The sequence below is a fragment of the Mycobacterium marseillense genome, from assembly GCF_010731675.1.
GTDB lineage: Bacteria > Actinomycetota > Actinomycetes > Mycobacteriales > Mycobacteriaceae > Mycobacterium > Mycobacterium marseillense.
Genome location: NZ_AP022584.1, coordinates 720986 through 736434, shown reverse-complemented (window position 1 = coordinate 736434; position 15449 = coordinate 720986). Strand labels below are relative to the sequence as shown.

Below are 15449 nucleotides of genomic sequence, written 5' to 3'. Positions count from 1 at the left end.
TGCTGCACGAGGCGACGCCGCGTTTCGTTCGACCAGCGTCGTGCTGCTCTCCGACCCAAGAATGTTGCTGGTGAGTATGGCCAACTCCGACTGGATTTCAAAACGTCCGCTACTCCCGGTTGCTACAGGAGGACCGGCTTGGACTGCTGCGAAGCCCCGCTCGGGCGAGCTGCGCCGCGGGGAGCCCGGTGAGCTCGCTGGACGACGGCCGGCGCTAGACGTGGCCTGTGGTTCATGGCGAGACTGTACCTGTCTAGCCATCGTCGGTGGTCAGGTGCGTGTCGCGGAGGGTTCGACGCCACGTCCGGTCCCGGCGGCACGGGCGCGGCGGCGACTCCAGACAGCCGTCAGACACCCGCTCGGCGCCAACCGTCGGCGGCCCGGGCGGCGTGGATCAGCGTGTCGCACAACTGGCGCAGTTCGGTGGCCTCGGCGCCTTCCTCGAGGGCGGTGGCGACGTCTTCTGCGGCGCAGCGCACCTGGTAGACGCGATCGGAGAGGTCGGCCGCGTCGTCGGCCGACAGCACCACCGCGTCGTCGGGCACGGCGGCTGCGCCGTGCCGGTTCAACGAGGCCCGTTGCTCGTAGGCCCGCTGCCGGCAGGACTGCCGGCAGTACTGGCGGCGGCGGCCCATTCCCGCGTCGGTGACGTCTCGACCGCACCAGCGGCAGGGCTGCGGGTGGGTACGGCGGCTCACGCCTGCCGACTTTAGTCGGGATTGTTTGGTGATCCCGGTATCATTGATGGTCGCGTCGCGTATGCCGGCTGTGCGCCGGGGAACTGCGCAGATCGCCGCAGCGTTGCTAATCGAGAGAGAATTGCACTACAGGAGCCCAAGAGCTCCGAAACGACTTCTAAGGAGTAGCACCCATGGCTGATCGCGTATTGAGGGGCAGTCGCCTCGGAGCCGTGAGCTACGAGACCGACCGCAACCATGACCTGGCACCGCGCCAGCTCGCGAAGTACCGCACCGAGAATGGCGAGGAGTTCGAGGTTCCCTTCGCCGACGACGCCGAAATCCCCGGCACCTGGCTGTGTCGCAACGGTCTGGAAGGCACCCTGATCGAGGGTGATCTGCCCGAGCCGAAGAAGGTCAAGCCGCCGCGCACGCACTGGGACATGCTGCTGGAGCGCCGCTCGGTCGAAGAACTCGAAGAGCTGCTCAAGGAGCGCCTCGAGATCATCAAGACCCGTCGGCGGGGCTGAGCCCGCGGTCTAGGCGCGGTTGTCGGCCCCGGTGGCCGGCGTGGCGCGCGCGCCCGACCGGCGGCCCTGGACGCCCCATCGGGTGACTTTGACCAGGGCTTCGCGGATGTTGGATCCGCTCATCTTGGACACTCCGAGTTCGCGCTCGGTAAACGTGATCGGCGCCTCGACGATGGTGAAGCCGTTGCAGATCGTGCGCCACGTCAGGTCGATCTGGAAGCAGTAGCCCTTGGAGTCCACGCCGTCGAGGTCGATCGCCTCGAGGACCTCGCGGCGGTAGGCGCGGTAGCCGGCGGTGATGTCGTGCACCCCGATGCCCAACGCCAGCCGCGCATAGGTGTTGGCGGTCCAGGACAGCGCCCAGCGCCGCCACGGCCAGTTGCGCACCGTCCCGCCGTCGACGTAGCGCGAGCCGATGGCCAGATCGGCACCGTTGTCGACCGCGTCCAGCAGGCGGTGCAGCTGTTCGGGCGCGTGGCTGCCGTCGGCGTCCATTTCGACGAGCACCGAGTAGTCGCGGCTCAAGCCCCAGGCGAAGCCCGCCAGGTACGCCGCGCCCAGGCCATCCTTGGCGGTGCGGTGCATGACGTGGGTGCGACCGGGGTCGGCCGCGGCCAGTTCCTCGGCCAGCCGGCCGGTGCCGTCCGGGCTGCTGTCGTCCACGATGAGCAGGTGCACGTGCGGGCACGCGTCCTTGAGCCGCCGGTGGATCACCGGCAGGTTCTCCAGCTCGTTGTAGGTCGGGATGATCACCAAGACGCGCTGGCTGGGACGATTGCCCGGGGCGTGGGGCGCCGGCTGGCCGGTGGTCATGTAGCTCCTCTGTGTCGCCCGAAATCGCAAGAAAGTCGGCCGTCCCCGGTGGGACGGAGTGTCGTCACCCGCCGTCGTCTGCCGGCGTGCGATCCCCGCCCTCGCCGGGCGCGGTGTCTGAGTCGTGCTCGTCGGGCGGGTGTGCGCCCGGGGTCGTACCGGCCGTTTTGGAAAGACGTGCCGATCGGCCCGAGGACCTTGGCCTGAGACGAATCGGACGCGGGAACCATCCATTGTGCCGTATCCCGGCCAAAATGACCGCCCCGGCCGCTGCCACCATGACCCACTGCAGCAGCGGCGCCCAGCGGGTCGCCGGCGTCAACTTGGTCTTGAGGCGCACCGGCATGTCCAGGTAGGCGGGCTGAAAGAAGTCGGTCCGCGCCAACTCGCCGCCGTCCGGGGCGATCACGGCGCTGATCCCCGTCGTGCCCGCGACCACCACGTAGCGGTCGTGCTCGACGGCCCTGACCTTCGCGAACGCCAGCTGCTGTTCGCTCATCGTCTTGTTGAAGGTGGCGTTGTTGGCCGGCACCGCCAGCAGCTGGGCGCCGCCGAGGACCGCGTGCCGAGGGACGCGGTCGAAGATCACTTCCCAGCACGTCGCGACCCCGACCGGAACCGCCGCCATGTGCACGACGTCACTACCCGGCCGCGGCACCATGCTCCCGGCGCGGCCGGCGTACCCGGACAGATGCTTGAAGAGCCACGGCATCGGCAGGTACTCCCCGAACGGCTGCACAATCTCCTTGTCGTGGCGTTCGGCCGGGCCGGTGGCCGGGTTCCACACGATCATGGTGTTCGTGTAGTGCGGATCCGCCGGCGGGCGGCCGGGAACTTCGAGCACGCTGCCGATCAGGATCGGGGCGCCGATCGCGGCCGCGGCCTGCGATATCTCCAGCGCGGCGTCCGGGTTGACCAGCGGGTCGATGTCGGATGAATCTTCCGGCCAGATCACGAACTGGGGTTGCGGCGCGGCCCCGGCGCGCACGTCGTCGGCCAGGGCCAGCGTCTCGCGGACGTGGTTGTCCAGGACCGCCCGTCGTTGCTCGTTGAACTCGAAACCCAGCCGCGGCACGTTGCCCTGCACCACCGCGACGGTCACCGACGGTTCGCCTCCCGAGCCGGTGCCGGCGTGCCGCACCTGGGGCCAGACCATGACCGACGCGAACAGCACCAGGCAGATGCAGACGCCGGGGAGCACCACCGCGGGCGGCGGCGGCTCGGTTTCGGCCCCGTCGGCCGCGCCGCGCACCGGGTGGCCCGCGCGCCACCACTTCACGATCTCCAGCGCGATCGCGGTCACGCTGAAACCCACCAGCATGATGGCCAGGGACAGCAGCGCGACACCGCCGAGCTGAACCAGCGGCAGGAACGGCCCATGCGTTTGGCCGAAGGCCACCGAACCCCAGGGGAAGCCGCCGAACGGGAAAACCGACTTCACCCACTCCTGAGCGGCCCACAGCAGCGCGAACCAGATGGGCCAGGCGGGCAGCCGGCGCACGATGACCGCGCACAGGCCGAAGGTGGCGGGAAATAGCGCCGATACGGCCGACAGCGCGACCCACGGGACGGACCCGACCAGCAGCCCCACCCACGGCAGCAGCGGCAGGTAGAGCGCCAAGCCGAAGAGGAACGCGTAGCCCAGCCCGCCCGCCGGCGTCGTCGCGGGGTGGGTCAGCACCCACGCCAGCAGCGCCGCGGCGACGACGGCGCCCCACCACCAGTTCAGCGTCGGGAAACTGGCGCACAGCAGCAGGCCGCCGACCACGGCGCAGATCAACCGGGTCAGGCGGGGCAGCAGCGCGGCCTGGGCGGCGGGCAGCCTGGCGATCACCGCGGTCACCAGCCCGGTCGCCGTCCGGCGGGCCATGGCCCCCAGTCGTTCGGTCAGCCGCGCGCGCCCGCCGGGCTGTTTGGGTGGCGGGGGGTGCACGTCGGCGGGCTCGTCGTCGCGTTCGGATTCGGCCTCGTCGCTGATCGGGTCGGCCTGCTCGTCCACCGGGTCGGTCGCCGCGGTGTGCTCCGGGGGTTCAGCTGGGTCCGGCGCTTCGCCGCCGGGCCAGTCCCTAGCCATGGATGACAGCGCCCCGATGCACGGTTCGCCGGCACCGCGGCAGGGCATCGTTCGGGTCCAGCCGCGGCAACGCGGGTACGCGGGAGCGCGGATCGGTTGACCAGCGCTGCACAGTGTCGCGCGGTGCGTGTACCTCCAGCGCCCCCGCATCCCAGATGGCGTACGACGCGGGCGCACCCGGCGTCAAGGTGCCTGCGCTGCCGTCGCGGACACCGGCGGCCCGCCAGCCGCCGCGGGTGGCGGCAGCGAACGCGGCCCGCGCCGAGACCGCGCTGCCCGCGGTGCGATGGTTGACGGCCGCGCGCACGCTCAGCCACGGGTCGAAACCCGTCACCGGGGCGTCGGAACCTAGCGCGAGGGGCACGCCTTGGGATGCTAACAGCGCAAACGGGTTGAGCCGACTGCCTCGCTCGGCGCCGAGCCGCCGCGCGTACATGCCGTCGGGACCGCCCCAGAGCGCATCGAAATTGGGCTGCACGCTGGCGATGACGCCCCAGTGCCCCAGTTTGGTGGCTTGCTCGGCGGTGACCATCTCGACGTGCTCGAGGCGATGTCCGCAGCGGGCGACCGCGACCGGTCCGAGGTCCGCGGCGACTCGCTCGAAGGCGTCCACCACGGTGGCGACGGCGGCGTCTCCGATGACGTGGAACCCGGCGGTGATCTCGGCCTCGGTGCACGCCCGCACGTGGGCTCTCACCGCGTCGGCGTCCAGATAGCAGGTGCCCGTGCGGTCCGGCGCGTCGGTGTAGGGCTCGTGCAGCCAGGCAGTGCGCGACCCGATCGCGCCGTCGACGAACAGATCTCCGGCCAGCCCACGTGCCCCGGTCGCGGCCATCAGCTCCCGGGCCTGCGCGGCGGTGCGCACCGGCTCACCCCAGAAGCCGATCACTTCGACGCCGTGGTCGAGGTCCCGCAGCTGCAGCCAGTCGTCGATCCCGCCGATCTGGGGTCCGGCGCATTCGTGCACGGCGACGATGCCCGCCGCCGCGGCGGCGTTGAGCGCTGCCGCGCGGGCCGCGGTGAGCTGCCCCGGGGTCAGCAGGTCGCGGGCGACGGCGCGCACGAGATGGTGGGCGTCGCCGGCGAGTGGCCGCTCCGCGCTGAAGCCGGCCGCCGACGGGAGTTCCGCGACGAGCCGTCGCAGGCCCGTCGAGACCGCCGCCGAGTGCACGTCCACGCGGGCCAGGTAGGCGGGGCGGTCGCCGAGGACGGCGTCGAGGTCACTGGTGGCGAGCGGGGTGTTGTCCGGCCACGATGTTTCATCCCACCCGTGCCCCCACACCAGTTGACCCGGGTGGGCGGCGGCGTAGTCGGCGACCATCTGCACGCACTGCGCGCGCGAGCCGGCCTGGCGCAGGTCCAGCCCGCTCAGCGTCAGGCCGGTAGCGGTCAGATGGATGTGGCTGTCGACGAATCCCGGCGCCACGAAACCGCCGTCGACGTCTTCGATCTCGGCGTCGGGGAACATGTCGCGGCCGACCTCGTCGCTGCCCAGCCAGGCGATGACACCGCCGCGGACCGCCATCGCGGTCGCGTCGGGGTGCGCCGGGCTGTGCACCCGGCCGTTGACGAGCAGGGTCACCGGGCTGGGTCTATCGACCTCATCCCGTGACGATGCAGGCCGTGAAACGGCCTGAGGCGGAACGGGGCTATCAACCACACGCCAAAACTACGTGCAACCGCTCGCGTGTCGATAACGATCAGCGCGAGCGCGCTTTCCCCGGCTCAGCGCCCGTCGAAGCGCGGGGTCCGCGCCGGCTCGACGTCTTTGACGTCGATGACCTCGCCGTCGATGTAGTCGCCGTGGCCGCGGGCGTCACCCGGGTAAGGATAGGGATCCGCGCGAAAGGTGGTGGCGTAACTGGTGCCGGGCACTCGGCGCCGCAGCGTGCGCACCGCCATGGCGCCCAGCCCGGGGCCTGCGGCCGACCGGACCGGCGGAATGAGCAGCACCAGACCGAGGGCCGTGCTGACGAGTCCGGGAATGAGAACGAGGAGCGTCGCCAGACTGGTCACCGCGCCGTCGCCGGCGGCGTCGCGTGAGCCGGCCAGCCCGGAGCGCAATCGCCCGATGCGACGGATGAGGTGGGACCCTGCCATCGGGGCGACGATGCCCCACCCGAGCAGGAACGTCGCCAACAGCACCAGCAGGGTCCAACCCCATCCGGTCGTCGACACCAGCGCGAAGATCGCCGCCAGTTCGACGACGGCGTAGACGAGCAACAGCCGCGACACCATGTCAGGGCAACGTCTGCGGACCGCGCCGGAGTTCCCATGGTGCTCTCCCTCGCGATTGCAGTTAGATGACGCTATGACGACGATTCAGATCGATACCCCCGACGGACCGATCGATGCGTTACTGAGCACGCCATCGGGACAGGGCCCCTGGCCGGGCGTGGTGGTGATCCACGATGCGATCGGCTACGGCCGGGACAAGCAGTCGATCAACGACCGCATCGCCCGGGCGGGTTACCTCGCGCTCACCCCGAACCTGTACGCCCGCGGCGGCCGCATCCGCTGCATCACGCGGGTCATGAAGGAGCTGCAGACGCAGCGCGGCCGAGCCCTCGACGACATCTCGGCCGCTCGCGATCACCTGAAAGCGATGCCGGAATGTTCCGGCCAGGTGGGCGTCGCGGGCTTCTGCATGGGTGGTCAGTTCGCACTTGTGATGTCGCCCAAGGGGTTTGGCGCCGCCGCGCCCTTCTACAGCACTCCCCTGCCCCGCAATCTCGACAAGACACTCGACGGGGCGTGCCCGATCGTGGCCAGCTTGGGCGGCCGCGACCCGTTGGGACGGGGCGCGCCGGAGAAGTTGCGCAAGACGATCGCCGACAAGAACATCACCGCCGATGTGAAGGTCTATCCCGGCGCCGGGCACAGCTTCGCCAACGAGCTGCCCGCCCAGGGTCTGCTTCGGATCACCGGTTTCGGCTACGACGAGGCCGCCACCGAGGACGCCTGGCGCCGCGTCTTCGCGTTCTTCGGCGAACACCTGGCGACCGGGGCAACGGCCTAGCGTTCACACCACTTTCAGCTCGAGCCCCACATTGTTTTCCATGCCGCCGCGCAACTTGCTGAAGAGGTTGAACACCCTGCCCACGATGCCGTAGCGCTTGCCGATCGCGTCGTAGACCGCGGCGGTTTGGGACTTGTCGAGGATGACGGCGGTCCCCTCGACGGCTACACTGGTCGGGCGGCCGTTCATCGTGCAGGTGGCCAGCGTGACACGCGGGGTGTTGCGGATCCGCTTGACCTTCCACGACTTTTCTCCGGTGATGACCAGGAGCCGGTCTTGATCCAGGGCGGCCCAGATCGGCGTCGGCTTGGGCCTGCCGTCTTTGGTGAACGTGGTGAGCAGGATGTATTGCGCCTTGGCGAGATCGGCGAAGGTCGGTGTCACGCTGCCAACCTACCGCTGCCGGCGATTCACCGTTGACATCCGTACCGCTGCGCTGCGATAGTTCTAAGGCCTTAAACGAAAACAGCATTTTCATTTAAGTGGCCGGTCCCGAGAAGAGCAGGCAATCGTGAACGCTCCCCGCACGCGGCAACGCGAGAAACTGGGCCCTGATCCGGCGGTTCGCCGCCAGATCCTGGACGCGGCGACGACAACGGTGCGCGAGCACGGAGTCGACGGGCTCAGCGTCGCCGCCGTCCTGCAGCGGGCCGCGTTGAGCACACGGGCGTTCTATCGGCATTTCGGATCGAAGGACGAGCTGATCACCGCGGTCTTCCTGGAGGGCGCGCACGCCGAAAGGCGGCGGCTGAAGCGTCGAATGTCCCATGCCGCAACCGAAATCGAGGCCGTCGCGGCCTGGATCGACGCGCGACTCGACCTGGCATTCGACGAACGGCTCGAAAACGATCTGCGGCGACTGTCGTTGGAGGCTCAATCGCAGATCGTCTCGGCCCGCGGTGTGGTCCAGCCGGCCTATGCGGAAGTGCTCGCACCGCTCAGCGAGTCAATCGGGCGCGGCCAACGGGACGGTGTCTTCCACGGGGTCGATCCGGTGGCCGACGCCCAGTTCATCCACGGAGTGGTGTGGGCGGGAATCGACCAGCACTGGGCGAAGGGCGCCGGTGCTCGCGACGACCTGCGCCGGCGCGTTCAACTGTTCTGCCTGCGCGGGCTCGGCGTCGCGCGCGGGGCAATCGAACAGGTGTGTTCGACCTGAGGGAAAGGAACTAGCGATGGACCTGGGTCTTGCGGGATCGACGGCCGTGGTCACGGGCGGCAGCAAGGGGATGGGATTGGCTGTCGCCGAAACCCTTGCGGCCGAAGGGGCCAGGGTGGCGGTGATGGCCAGGAGTCAGGCTGCGCTCGATGCCGCGGTGGCGTCGCTGCGCGAGGCCGGCGCCCCGGACGCCGTGGGGATCAGTGTGGATATGGCCGATCCGACCTCCATCGCCGCGGGTTTCGCGGCCGTCGCCACCCGCTGGGGACACCTCAACAGCCTGGTCCACACGATCGGGCCCGGCGACGGCTATTTCGAGCAGATGGACGACGCCCAGTGGGACGAGGCGTTCAGCCTCGGCACGATGTCGGCGGTGCGCTCGGTCCGTGCCGCGTTGCCGCTGCTGCGCGCCGCGGAGTGGGCCCGGGTGGTGACGTTCTCGGCGCACTCGATTCAGCGCCAGAATCCGCGGATCGTCGCCTACACGGCATCGAAGGCGGCGCTGGCCAGCGTCACCAAGAATCTGTCGAAAAGCCTTGCCAAGGACGGCATTCTGGTCAACTGTGTGTGTCCCGGGACCATCGTGACCGCCAGCTTCACCGAAAACCTCAAAGACATCCTCGCCGCCGACGGTCTCGACGCCACCGATCCGGTCGACGTCATGACCTGGATCGACAACAACTTTCACCAGCCCTGCGACCTCGGCCGGGCCGGCCTTCCCGAAGAAGTCGCGTCCATCACCGCCTACCTGGCCTCGCGGCGCAATGGCTATGTCACCGGCGCGACGGTCAACGTGGACGGCGGGTCGGACTTCGTCTGACGGCTCCGCCGGCTCGGGTCGAGTGTGCCGCCAGCCGCACATTGGGTGCCGAGTGTGCGGCCAGCCGCACAGTCGCGGGGATGGCTAGCCCTCCAGATCGCCCTCGGTTTCCAGCAGCGCCCGGCGCAGGCCGTCGAGGGTTTCCGGTTGCGGCTGCGCCCACATGCCGCGCCCGGCCGCCTCGAGTAACCGTTCCGCCATGCCGTGCAGCGCCCAGGGATTCGACTCGGCCATGAACTTTCGGTTCTCCGGGTCCAAAACGTAGCGCTCGGTGAGCTGTTCGTACATCCAGTCGGCCATCACCTGGGCGGTCGCGTCGTAGCCGAACAGGTAGTCCACGGTCGCCGCCATCTCGAACGCGCCCTTGTAGCCGTGCCGGCGCATCGCCGCCATCCACCGCGGATTCACGACCCGGGCCCGGAACACCCGCGTCGTCTCCTCCGACAGGGTGCGGGTGCGGATCGCGTCGGGGCGGGTGTTGTCGCCGATGTAGGCCGCCGGCGCCTGCCCGGTCAGCGCCCGCACCGTGGCCACCATGCCGCCGTGGTACTGGAAGTAGTCGTCGGAGTCGGCGATGTCGTGTTCTCGGGTGTCGGTGTTCTTGGCCGCCACCGCGATACGCCGATATTGCCGGTTCATGTCGTCGACCGCCTCGCGGCCGTCCAGGTCCCGTCCGTAGGCGAACCCGCCCCACGCGGTGTACACCGCGGCAAGGTCGGCGTCGTCACGCCAGTTGCGGCTGTCGATGAGCTGCAGCAGCCCGGCACCGTAGGTGCCCGGCTTGGAGCCGAAAATCCTTGTGGTCGAACGGCGTTGATCGCCGTGCTGAGCGAGATCGGCCTGGGCGTGAGCCCGCACGAAGTTGTCGTCGGCGGGTTCGTCGAGGTCGGCGACCAGCCGCACCGCGTCGTCGAGCATCGTCACCACGTGCGGGAAGGCGTCCCGGAAGAAGCCGGAGATCCGCACAGTCACGTCGATGCGCGGCCGCCCGAGCTCGGCCAGGGGTATCGGAGCGAGGTCGACAACGCGCCGCGACGCGTCATCCCACACGGGCCGAACGCCCAGCAGCGCGAGCACTTCGGCGATGTCGTCGCCGGCCGTGCGCATCGCCGAGGTCCCCCACACCGACAGCCCCACCGATTGCGGCCATCGACCGTGGTCGTCGCGGTAGCGGGCGAGCAACGAATCCGCTAGTGCCACACCGGCTTCCCAGGCCAGTCGGGACGGCACGGCCTTGGGGTCGACGGAGTAAAAGTTGCGCCCGGTGGGCAGCACGTTGACCAGGCCACGCAGCGGGGACCCCGAGGGGCCGGCCGGGATGAATCGCCCATCCAGGGCGCGCAGCACCTGCTCGATTTCGGCGGAAGTGCCGGCCAGCCGGGGCACCACCTCGGTGGCGGCGAACCGGAGCACTCGTGCCACATCAGGATTGTCGCTGAGCCGTTCGGCCGCGTCGGGATCCCAGCCGCAGGCCTGCAGCGCCGCGACCAACTCCCGTGCCGCGGCCTCGGTCGCGTCCACACTGGCGCGTTCGTCGGTGCCGTCCTCGGCCAGACCCAACGCCTGGCGCAGGCCGGGGATGGCGTGCTCGCCGCCGAACAACTGGCGGGCCCGCAGGATCGCCAGCACGAGGTCCAGTTCGGGCTCCCCGGTGGGCTTTTGGCCCAAGATGTGCAGGCCGTCGCGGATCTGGACATCCTTGATCTCACACAGCCAACCGTCGACGTGCAGCAGCATGTCGTCGAACGTGTCCTCGGCCGGACGTTCGGTAAGGCCGAGATCGTGGTCCATCTTCGCGGCCCGGATGAGGGTCCAGATCTGCTGACGGATGGCGGGAAGCTTGCCGGGATCCAGCGCCGCGACGTTGGCGTGCTCGTCGAGCAGCTGTTCCAAACGGGCGATGTCGCCGTAGGTTTCGGCGCGGGCCATCGGCGGGATGAGATGGTCGACGAGCACCGCGTGCGCGCGCCGCTTGGCCTGGGTGCCCTCGCCGGGGTCGTTGACCAGGAAGGGGTAGATCAGCGGCAGGCTGCCCAGCGCGGCGTCGGGTGCGCAGCCCGCGGACATGCCCAGGGTCTTGCCCGGCAGCCATTCCAGGTTGCCGTGTTTGCCCAGATGCACCACCGCGTGCGCCCCGAATCCCGTGTCCAGCCAGCGGTAGGCGGCGAGGTAGTGGTGGCTGGGCGACAGGTCCGGGTCGTGGTAGATGGCGACCGGATTCTCGCCGAAGCCCCGGGGCGGCTGCACCATCAGCACCACATTGTCCGATTGGATTGCCGCGATGACGATTTCGCCGTCGGAATCGTTACTGCGATCGACGAACAGTTCCCCCGGCGGCGGTCCCCAATGCTGGACAACCGCGTCGGTGAATTCGGCGGGCAGGGTCGCGAACCACGCGCGGTAGTCCTTGGCGGACACCCGGATCGGGTTGCCCGCCAATTGCCCCTCGGTGAGCCAGTCGGGGTCCTGCCCGCCCCGCTCGATCAGCGCGTGGATCAGGGCGTCGCCGTCGTTCGCCTCGACACCGGGCAGGTCACCGACCTGGTACCCGTGATCGCGCATCGCCTGCAGCAGCGCGACGGCGCTCGCGGGCGTGTCCAGCCCCACCGCGTTGCCGATGCGGGCGTGCTTGGTGGGATAGGCCGAAAAGACCAGGGCGACCCGTTTGTCGGGCGGGGCGACACGGCGCAGCTGCGCGTGCCGCACCGCCAGCCCCGCGACCCGGGCGCAGCGCTCCGAATCCGCGACATAGGAGATCAGCCCGTCCTCGTCAATCTCTTTGAAGGAGAACGGCACCGTGATGATGCGACCGTCGAACTCGGGCACGGCCACCTGACTGGCCACGTCGAGCGGGCTCAGGCCGTCGTCGTTTTCGCACCACTGGGCGCGCGGGCTGGTCAGACACAATCCCTGCAGGATCGGAATATCGAGCGCGGCAAGGTGTTCGACGTTCCAGCTGTCGTCATCGCCGCCCGCGGACGCTGCGGCCGGTTTGAGTCCCCCGGCGGCCAGGACCGTCACGACCATCGCGTCGGCAGCGCTCAGCCGTTGCAGCAGTTCGGGTTCGGCGGTGCGCAGCGAGGCGCAGTAGACCGGCATCGGCCGTGCACCGGCGTCCTCGATGGCTTCACACAGCGACTCGACGTAACCGGTGTTGCCGGCTAGATGCTGAGCGCGGTAGTACAGCACGGCGATCGTCGGGCCATCGACATCCCCGGCATCCGCTCGCGGCAACTCGCCCCACGTCGGCGTCACGACCGGCGGGGTGAACCCGAACCCGGTCATCAGCACGGTGTCCGAGAGGAAGGCGTGTAGCTGGCGCAGGTTGTCCACCCCGCCGTGGGCCAAATAGATGTGCGCCTGGACCGCGATGCCGGCCGCCAGGGTCGACAGCCCGGTCAGCTCCGCGTCGGCGGCCTGCTCGCCGCTGACCAACACCGTGGGCACACCGCTGGCGATCACCGTGTCGATCCCGCTCTGCCAGGCCCGGTAACCGCCGAGGATCCGCACCACCACGATGGCGACGCCGGCCACCAGGTCGGGCAGTTCGTCCTCCGACAGCCGCGACGGGTTGGCCCACCGGTAGTTTTTCCCGCTGGAACGGGCGCTGATCAGGTCCGTGTCGGAGGTCGACAGCAGCAGGATGCTCGGTTCAGCCACCCGTCATTCGTACCGCAGCGGCTTCGGACGGCCGAATCGGCACGTAGGGTCCCCCTATGAGCAGAGGATTCGTCGTCACTTTCGCGGTCGGGCTGATCGTCGCGTTGTTCGGTGTGATCTGGGCATTGCAAGGGTTCGGGGTGCTCGGCGGCAGCCCGATGAGCAACACCACCACCTGGTCCGTCATCGGGCCGATCACCGCGCTTGTCGGGATAGCGATCGCGGTGATCAGTTGGCGGAAGCTCTCGTCGAAATAGGTTGCTACCGCGGCACGACGGCGAAGTTCACCGTGTGCCAGCCGGTGGCGCCGTCGGGGACGGGATTGGCGCGCTCTTCGGTCTGGACGGCACCGGTGTTGTCGATGGCTCGCACGGTGATGGTTTCTCGCCCGGGGCTTTTCGCCTGCCACGGGAAGCTCCACAATCGCCATGTCTCATTGGAATAACTCGCGCCCAGTTCGGCCGGTTGCCAACCGCCGTTGCCGATGCGGACTTCGACCGCCCGCACGCCACGATTTTGTGCCCACGCAACGCCGCCGAACACCACCGGCCCCACCGGCACCGTCTGGCCGCCCCTGGGCACGTCGATCCGCGACTCCGTCTTGATGGGCGCCTGCGCCGCCCAGCCCTGCCGCGTCCAGTAGGCCTTGGCCCGGTCGAACCGGGTCAACTCCAAATCCACCACCCACTTGGTGGCCGACACGTAGCCATAGAGCCCCGGCACCACCATGCGGGCCGGATAGCCGTGCTCGGCCGGCAGCGGTTGACCGTTGAGGCCGACCGCCAGCAGCGCGTCACGACCGTCCGTGACAGCCTGCACGGGGGTACCGACGGTGAATCCCTCGATCGAGGTGGAGAGCACCATGTCGGCATCGCGATGCACACCGGCCGCCGCCAGTAGGTCCGCCAGCCGGTATCCCGTCCAGATGCCCGTTGAAATAAGGTCTCCGCCAACGGGATTGGATACACACGTCAACGTGGTCACCGTCTCGACGATGTCGAAGCGGGCGAGGTCGTCGAAGCTCAAGGTGATCTCGCGGTCCACCATCCCGTGGATGCGCAGGCGCCAGTCGCCGCGGCTGAGCTGGGGAACGCTCAGCGCGGTGTCGACCCGGTAGAAGTCAGCACTTGAAGTGATAAAGCTTGGCAACGCAACGCCTTTCGGCTGCACCGCGGCGGGTATCGGGCGCGCCGGGGATCGTGGCCTGGGTAGGGCGAACGTCTTACGGTCGGCTTCCACCGAATGCGCCAGCCGGGTGCCGAACGCCCCGACTACCCCACTGACGACGCCCAGTCCGAGCAACCCGTACACGACCAACCTGCGCCGGCCGGGATCTGGCTGCTCCCGGTCGTCTGCGTCGTCGTCCGGCTCGGGCGAGAACCGTCGGGTGAGCATCCGCAGCACCCCGACGCCACACGCGGCGCCGACGACGGTGGGCAGCGTGTCGAGTGCCGTCCCGCCCGGTCGCGACAGCACGGCAATGCAGCCGAGGACGCCCGCCGCGGCGATCACCGCGCTGCCGAACGGGCGGCGCCGCGTCTCGAGGGTCCCGGCGATCGCGGCGGTCGTCGCGATCACCACGAGTACGACGACGGCCAGGAAGGGTTTGTCCAGCGGACCGAGCGTTTGGATGGCCCACTCTTTGACGGGGCCGGGTGTCAGGTCGATAACCGCAGAACCCACGGCCGCGCGGGCATCGGCCCGCGCACCGAAGGGGATGCTGGCCAGTTGGGCGACACCGAGCGCGACGGAGGCAGCGGCGACCCCGGCGATCATCCGGTCATTCGACGAAGCCACGGCCACCGGAGTCACATTACTCGCGCTTTTTTTCAACGTCGCAAAACTCTTGCGGCACAGTGCTGGTGGCACAAGCGGCCCGCAAGGGCTGAGTACGCCAACTGGGTAGCGTCCCGCGCCGCGTTCGAGCCCCGCCGGCGGGTGATTCGCGTCGGTCAGCGACCGATCAGAGCCGCGATCCGGGCGGCGACCTCCCCCGCGACCCGCAGCGCCTCCTCGCTCGTCCCGGGTTCGTAGCGATCCGCCACCGGGTCGTAGTCGGCGCCGGCGATGGAACCGTGGTCGGCGTCGAGCTCCAGCAACTCGACCGGCCAGCCAACCCGTTTCAGGGCGGCGGCGAAATCCCTGCTGGCGCTCACGGGGACGGCGTCGTCGGCCAGCCCGTGCAGCAGCGTGAACGGCGTGCCGGCGCGGCCGGGTGACAGCGCGTCGGTCGGCGCCTGACCGGAGAGCGGATCGGGCACCATGAACGCGCCGGCCAGGCAGACGGTGTGGACGAGGGTGACATCGAATCGCGCCGCGTTGAGCGTCAGACCCGCTGCGGCGCAACCGCCCATGGACCACCCGACGAGCACGATGCCGTTGCCCGGGCCCGCGAAGTCGCGGGCGAAGTCGAGCGATCCCAACAGATCCGCCCGGCCGCCGTCGTCGGCGTGGGAATTCCAGTCCGGCGCCACCACGGCCGCACCGCGGCCGCTGAGCATGCCGGCCAGGGGTCTGAACGCCGCGCGGGCATCGGTCTGCATGCCATGCCACAGCAGGACGGCGGGTCGCCGGGAGTCGCCGAAGACGTCGGCGAGGCGTCCGGGGGCGTATTCCACCGTTTCCACGGCCACGAGTGTGCCCCGGGGGCCGTGATCCCAAACGGCGAGTCAGGCGATGCGCTTGCGGTGGAGGTCA

12 protein-coding genes and 1 pseudogene are annotated in these 15449 nt (G+C 69.4%); 5 read left to right on the top strand and 8 right to left on the bottom strand.

Annotated elements, in window-relative coordinates; genetic code table 11:
• Positions 1 to 347 precede the first annotated feature (347 nt).
• Complete coding sequence (locus G6N26_RS25885; protein WP_179960282.1) at positions 348 to 698, bottom strand: hypothetical protein; 351 nt, start codon at positions 696 to 698, stop codon at positions 348 to 350.
• Between the two features lie 173 nt (positions 699 to 871).
• On the opposite strand from G6N26_RS25885, the gene G6N26_RS03260 reads away from it, so the two are divergent.
• Positions 872 to 1207, top strand: coding sequence for an RNA polymerase-binding protein RbpA (locus G6N26_RS03260; RefSeq protein ID WP_007770897.1), 336 nt, complete (start codon positions 872 to 874; stop codon positions 1205 to 1207).
• 9 nt (positions 1208 to 1216) lie between these two features.
• On the opposite strand, the pseudogene lnt reads toward G6N26_RS03260, so the two are convergent.
• The 3 genes and pseudogenes from lnt to G6N26_RS03240 all read right to left on the bottom strand — a co-directional run bounded on the left by lnt (position 1217) and on the right by G6N26_RS03240 (position 6332).
• Positions 1217 to 4094 (bottom strand): annotated as a pseudogene (gene lnt / locus G6N26_RS03250) (apolipoprotein N-acyltransferase).
• On the bottom strand, positions 4087 to 5619 hold the full coding sequence (locus tag G6N26_RS03245) for an amidohydrolase (RefSeq protein ID WP_139799167.1): 1533 nt from the start codon (positions 5617 to 5619) through the stop codon (positions 4087 to 4089). Before G6N26_RS03245 ends, lnt begins: the two are co-directional and overlap by 8 nt.
• A 200-nt stretch (positions 5620 to 5819) precedes the next feature.
• Positions 5820 to 6332 carry an FxsA family protein gene (locus G6N26_RS03240; protein ID WP_083018856.1) on the bottom strand — a complete coding sequence of 171 codons (513 nt, stop codon included), beginning with the start codon at positions 6330 to 6332 and terminating at the stop codon, positions 5820 to 5822.
• Positions 6333 to 6405: 73 nt separating this feature from the next.
• Here G6N26_RS03240 and G6N26_RS03235 point away from each other — a divergent pair, with 73 nt between their 5' ends.
• A complete protein-coding gene (locus G6N26_RS03235; RefSeq protein ID WP_083018854.1) occupies positions 6406 to 7113 on the top strand; it encodes a dienelactone hydrolase family protein in 708 nt (235 codons plus the stop codon).
• Between the two features lie 3 nt (positions 7114 to 7116).
• Here G6N26_RS03235 and G6N26_RS03230 read toward each other — a convergent pair whose 3' ends face one another.
• Positions 7117 to 7497 carry a PPOX class F420-dependent oxidoreductase gene (locus G6N26_RS03230; protein ID WP_083018852.1) on the bottom strand — a complete coding sequence of 127 codons (381 nt, stop codon included), beginning with the start codon at positions 7495 to 7497 and terminating at the stop codon, positions 7117 to 7119.
• A gap of 127 nt (positions 7498 to 7624) precedes the next feature.
• Here G6N26_RS03230 and G6N26_RS03225 point away from each other — a divergent pair, with 127 nt between their 5' ends.
• Positions 7625 to 8272, top strand: a complete 648-nt coding sequence (locus G6N26_RS03225) for a TetR/AcrR family transcriptional regulator (protein WP_083018850.1) — start codon at positions 7625 to 7627, stop codon at positions 8270 to 8272.
• Positions 8273 to 8288: 16 nt separating this feature from the next.
• The gene (locus G6N26_RS03220) at positions 8289 to 9092 is read left to right on the top strand and encodes an SDR family NAD(P)-dependent oxidoreductase (RefSeq protein ID WP_083018848.1); all 804 of its coding nucleotides are present in this window, start codon (positions 8289 to 8291) and stop codon (positions 9090 to 9092) included.
• A gap of 84 nt (positions 9093 to 9176) precedes the next feature.
• Here the strand turns inward: G6N26_RS03220 and cobN are convergent, their stop codons facing one another.
• Entirely contained in the window at positions 9177 to 12752 is a 3576-nt protein-coding gene (gene cobN, locus G6N26_RS03215) for a cobaltochelatase subunit CobN (RefSeq protein ID WP_083018846.1), read from the bottom strand.
• 56 nt (positions 12753 to 12808) lie between these two features.
• Between cobN and G6N26_RS03210 the strand changes: the two genes are divergently transcribed.
• Entirely contained in the window at positions 12809 to 13009 is a 201-nt protein-coding gene (locus tag G6N26_RS03210) for a hypothetical protein (protein WP_009953345.1), read from the top strand.
• A 4-nt stretch (positions 13010 to 13013) separates the two neighbouring features.
• On the opposite strand, the gene G6N26_RS03205 is transcribed toward G6N26_RS03210, so the two are convergent.
• Positions 13014 to 14528, bottom strand: coding sequence for a molybdopterin-dependent oxidoreductase (locus tag G6N26_RS03205; protein WP_179960336.1), 1515 nt, complete (start codon positions 14526 to 14528; stop codon positions 13014 to 13016).
• A gap of 176 nt (positions 14529 to 14704) precedes the next feature.
• Positions 14705 to 15379, bottom strand: coding sequence for an alpha/beta hydrolase family protein (locus tag G6N26_RS03200; protein WP_169925532.1), 675 nt, complete (start codon positions 15377 to 15379; stop codon positions 14705 to 14707).
• Positions 15380 to 15449 lie beyond the last annotated feature (70 nt).